General features: G+C 58.4%; 2 protein-coding genes. Both read left to right on the top strand.

Features of this window, described 5'->3' with window-relative positions:
* A partial coding sequence (locus GRI55_RS14800; protein ID WP_160767639.1) for an EAL domain-containing protein occupies positions 1–2296 on the top strand: 2296 nt, incomplete at its 5' end.
* A 253-nt stretch (positions 2297–2549) separates the two neighbouring features.
* On the top strand, positions 2550–4346 hold the full coding sequence (locus GRI55_RS14795; protein WP_160767638.1) for a sensor domain-containing diguanylate cyclase: 1797 nt from the start codon (positions 2550–2552) through the stop codon (positions 4344–4346).
* Positions 4347–4702: the final 356 nt, after the last annotated feature.

The following is a 4702-nucleotide window of genomic DNA, read 5'->3' as shown; positions in this document are numbered from 1 at the left end:
TGTGCCGCCGCGCTTGCCGTGGGAAAACATCCTGCTCGCTGCTCTCCTTATCGTCACGATCGGGTCGGCAGCGCAGTCAGGGGCTTTTCGCGAACTCGACAATGGCTTGAGGAATTTAAGCTTTGGGCTGAGGGACCGCACCGCGAGCGGTCAGATTCAAGTCGTCGAAATGGATGCGGCGAGCGTTGCCGCGATCCAGCGATGGCCTTGGCCGCGCAGCAATTATGCCGAAGTGGTGGCCGCGCTGGATGAAGCTGGGGCCCGCTCAATCATTTTCGACGTCGATTTTTCCTCAACTTCGAATCCGGTCGAGGACGCCGCACTCGCGCGCAGTCTGAGCGAAGCATCTGCCGAAATCGTTCTTCCCACATTTGGCCAGAGCGAAAGCTTCGAATCCGACCGGCAGATCGATGCCTTGCCCATAGCGTCATTGCGGCGACACGCTTCGCTGGCATCAGTTTCCGTCATACCTGATAGCGACGGCGTGGTGCGCAACATGCCCTTGGGCACGATGACCGCGGGCGTTCCCCGGCCCTCGCTTTCGGCTCAGGCTGCCGGCGTGGCCGGAAAGGCCGGTAACCAATTCCCGGTCGACTTCGCGATCGACCCCGTATCGATACCTCGATACAGCTTCATCGACGTCGCGAGCGGAAGGTTCGATCCTTCCACGATTACCGACAAGGATATACTCATTGGCGCGACGGCGATCGAGATGGGGGATCGATACGCGACGCCGCGGCACGGCGTCCTACCCGGAGTGATCGTACAAGCGATCGCTGCGGAGACATTGCTAGGCGGAATACCCATTTTCGGAGGATGGCTGGTTCCGCTGCTGGTGGGCGCGCTGGGTGCCGCCTTGGTCTTCGCGCAAAAGACCTATCCGCGCGTCGTAGCGACCTCCGGTCTTGGCGCTGCTGCGCTTTTCGGCGCCGATATCGCCGCATATAGCCTTGCTGGAGCGGACTTCCGGATCGTGGCCGGGCTGATCTTGGTCCTGGCATCCGGCGCAGCGCGTTCGGGTTTATTGCTTTACCGCGAAATGTATCGCGGCAAGCGGATCGACCAGGAAAGCGGCTTGCCGAACCGCCTTGCTTTGCGCGAGGCCGATGGTTCGCAGGAGAATGCCCAAACCATCGTCGCGATGCTCGCAAATTTCGACGCAATCAAATCGGTTATCGGTGCGGATGCTATCGGCTCATTGATGGGGAGTCTGGCGGCGCGAATGGGCGGCAGAGATATCGTCTACCGCATCGATGATCGCTGCCTTGCGTGGATTTCCGACGAGGCGCATGAAACCCGCATAGAGACGCTGACTGAACTGCGCCGCGAGTTACGACGGCCGTTAGAAATCTCCGGAAAGCGCGTTGATCCCGCGATTGTGTTCGGCATCGCTGCTGCAGGGGCAACTGCCGAAGCTTCGCTGGCAGCCAGCACCGCGCTGGCCAACGACAAGGTTTGGCACATGCATGAGGCGGCCGAGCAGGACCTTCTCGAGCAGCAGGTTTCGCTAATGGGAGAACTCGCCAACGCGATCGAAAACCATGAGCTCGAAGTCCACTACCAGCCCAAGCTCGATCTGATGACGGACTGTATCGCCAGTGTCGAAGCGCTCGTCCGCTGGCATCATCCCACGCGCGGCTATTTGAGCCCGGACAGCTTCATCCCGCTAGCCGAAAAGAACGATCACATCGCGGATATGACGCTGTTCGTTCTGCAGCGCACCCTGCGGGATCTTGCGCAGTGGCATGGCGCTGGCATCGAAGTGAAGGCGGCAGTGAACATATCGGCGCGCCTGCTTATTTCTCCGGCATTCTTCGATGCTGTAGGGGCCGCGCTCCAAGTAAGCGACACATCTGCCTCCGACCTCATTTTTGAGGTTACCGAGTCAGCGACCATGGCCGATCCGGCAGCCGCTTTGCGCGCGCTAGAGGGATACCGGCGGATGGGCATCATGATTTCGCTAGACGACTACGGCACCGGGCAATCGACGCTGACCTATCTCAAGACCCTGCCTCTCGGCGAATTGAAAATCGATCGAAGCTTCGTCGAGAATGCACATGAAGACAGCAGCGATGCGCTTTTGGTCCACTCGACGGTGAACCTCGCCCATGCTCTTGGCCTGCTGGTCGTCGCAGAAGGAATCGAGACTGTAGAATGTCTCGACTTTCTGCGCGAAGTAGGATGCGATCTCGCACAAGGCTACTTCGTATCTCGTCCCCTTCCGGCCAGCGAATTGCTGACGCTTTGCCTGTCCAACTCCACTTCCCCGAAAACGCCTGTTCGGACCGCCGCGTAAACCAATAGCATCAGGCGGAGCCTTGGGCCCCCTATCAGCAACTGCTGACATATCGGCACCTACGAAGGAATACGCCGGCTCTCGTCGCCTCCATGCAGCAGTCTGGTTCGGAGTGAGCGATGTGCGTCACTCGGCATGCGCACCAAATTCATTACCCATAACCAGGCAAGCTGTCAGAGGCGCACAGAGCGCCATATGTTCAATCGGAACGAGCTTTAAAGCCACATTAACCAATTGCATTTAGCTCCCGCACATGTTCACTTACCCAGCTGGTCACTTTCTGCGTTTCATCCTTCCGCCGATCGCGACCGGCATCGTCTATTATTTGGCTGCCGCTATCACTTTTGGGCTGGTTGGGGGTAGCGATGGCGTCGCTATCCTTTGGCCTGCAAGCGGCATCCTGCTGGCAATACTGCTGTCTAGTGGTTGGGGCCGAGCATATCGGCACGTAATCGCGGCTGCTGCCGCAAGCCTTTTTGCAAACCTACTAGCCGGGAACTCGCTCGGTATTTCGTTCGGGTTTACCATCGCGAATATATCAGAATCTTTCGCTGCAGCGTGGTTTCTTAGCCGACAATTGACGCGTCGCTTGTCCTTTTCCGAACCTAGCGACTTGGTTTGGTTCTGCTCTGCGGCGGCGATGGGATCTGCATTGAGTGCTACTATCGCGCTGGTCGGGGCTCCGGTTTCGTCGATCGACTTCTGGCTTTCTTGGTTCTCCACGGACCTTCTCGGCATACTGATCGTCACACCTCTGGCCATGATCGGCGCCAACGCGGTCCGGACCGGTGCGGCGATAGGCCGCGCTCCAGCGGTATTCGAAGCTATCGTTATATTTGCCCTAGTGGCAATTGTATCATGGCTAGTCTTCTCGCGGTCCGGGGCCCCCATCCTATTTCTACCCATGCTTGCGGTCCTTGTGTCAGCATCGCGACTCGGCCCGACCGGAGCAGCTGGCGGCGTGCTGATCGTAGCAGGCGTCAGCACCTTCACCTTCAACGTATGGTCGCCAGCGCAAAACCTCTTCGGCATTGGACCGCTCGCCAAAAGCATCTATCTGCAATTCTATCTGCTAACGCTATTCACAGCCGCTTTGCCAATCGCTGCGCTGCTAAGTTCACGCAACAAGGTGGTGAACCAGCTTGCAGAGGAGAAGCGACTGCTCGAACTCGCCGAGGAGGCGGCGAACCTCGGCCATTGGCGCCTCGACGTGCGAACCAGCAAGATCGTTTGGTCGCGCGAAGTGTTCAGTATTTTTGGCCTGGAAAACAGTGTCCCGCCACCATTGGAGGGTGCGATCAATGCTTACCATCCTGACGACCGACAGATTGTCACAAACCATATTGATCGCGCAATTGAACATCGCTGCGACTTCGATTTTACGGCTCGTATCGTCCGACCGAACGGCGAAATTCGACACGTGCGCTCAAGAGGCGAGATCGACCATATCGAAAGCGACGGGTCTTTCGGACTGTTCGGTATCGTTCAAGACATCACAATCCAGGTTTCGCACGCAGCCGCGATCGAGAAAGCGCGAAACCGTGCTGAAGAAGCTGCTCGGCAAGCCCAGGCCATCGCGGAGACCGATCAAATGACCGGTATAGCGAACAGGCGCCGAACGACCTCTGAAATTGTCCGAGCGGTATTGGCCGCCCGCCGGGACGACCGTTCTCTGGCCGTCGCAGTGTTCGACGTGGACCACTTCAAAAGGGTCAATGACACCTATGGCCACCATGCCGGCGACGAGGTGCTGAAGCGCGTCGCAAATGTCGCTGCCAAAGCGCTTCGTGCTGGCGATATGGTGGGCCGTTTTGGAGGCGAGGAATTCGTCATCATTCTACCGGATACGACGACGCAAACCGCAATGCTCATCGCCGAGCGAGTTCGAAGCTCAATTGCAAAGAGCGGCAGCACCCCTCGTGTAACTGTTAGCATAGGTATCGCAGAGCTTGCCGAGGGAGAGACCGGCGAGAGCCTTCTCCGGCGAGCCGACGAAGCGCTCTATGTCGCCAAGCGTGCCGGACGCAACACGCTCCGGTCGGCCGGCTAGAAGACGATCGAATGCGACGCTCGTTTTAAGTTCTGCGATCGGCTCCCTTCTGCTGACTATCGGCCATAGGCTTCCGCGACCGCATAAGCTGCTGATTGATAACTATCAAATCTCGAATTTTTGCGCATCTGACATGGGCGCCGCGGAAGCGGTCGACCGTGGTCGGCCGCTTCCGGCAGACTACGATGCTCCGATGAAAGGTAAGCCGCGGCTCTACATGGGCGATCGTGGGAACGATATTAGCCGCGCCTCGCCTCCCACGCTCCCATCGAACCCAAATAGACATCGAGATGGTCGAACCCATGAGCATCGAGCCAACCGGCGGCGACAGTCGCGCGCATGCCGCTTGCGCACAT

The organism is Qipengyuania citrea (genome assembly GCF_009828015.1).
Taxonomy (GTDB): domain Bacteria; phylum Pseudomonadota; class Alphaproteobacteria; order Sphingomonadales; family Sphingomonadaceae; genus Qipengyuania; species Qipengyuania citrea.
This window is presented reverse-complemented; position numbering and strand designations above follow the sequence as displayed.

Excerpts from the sequence above, each read along its gene's own strand:
- GRI55_RS14795 (WP_160767638.1), top strand. The coding sequence starts at position 2,550 with ATGTTCACTTACCCAGCTGGTCACTTTCTGCGTTTCATCCTTCCGCCG.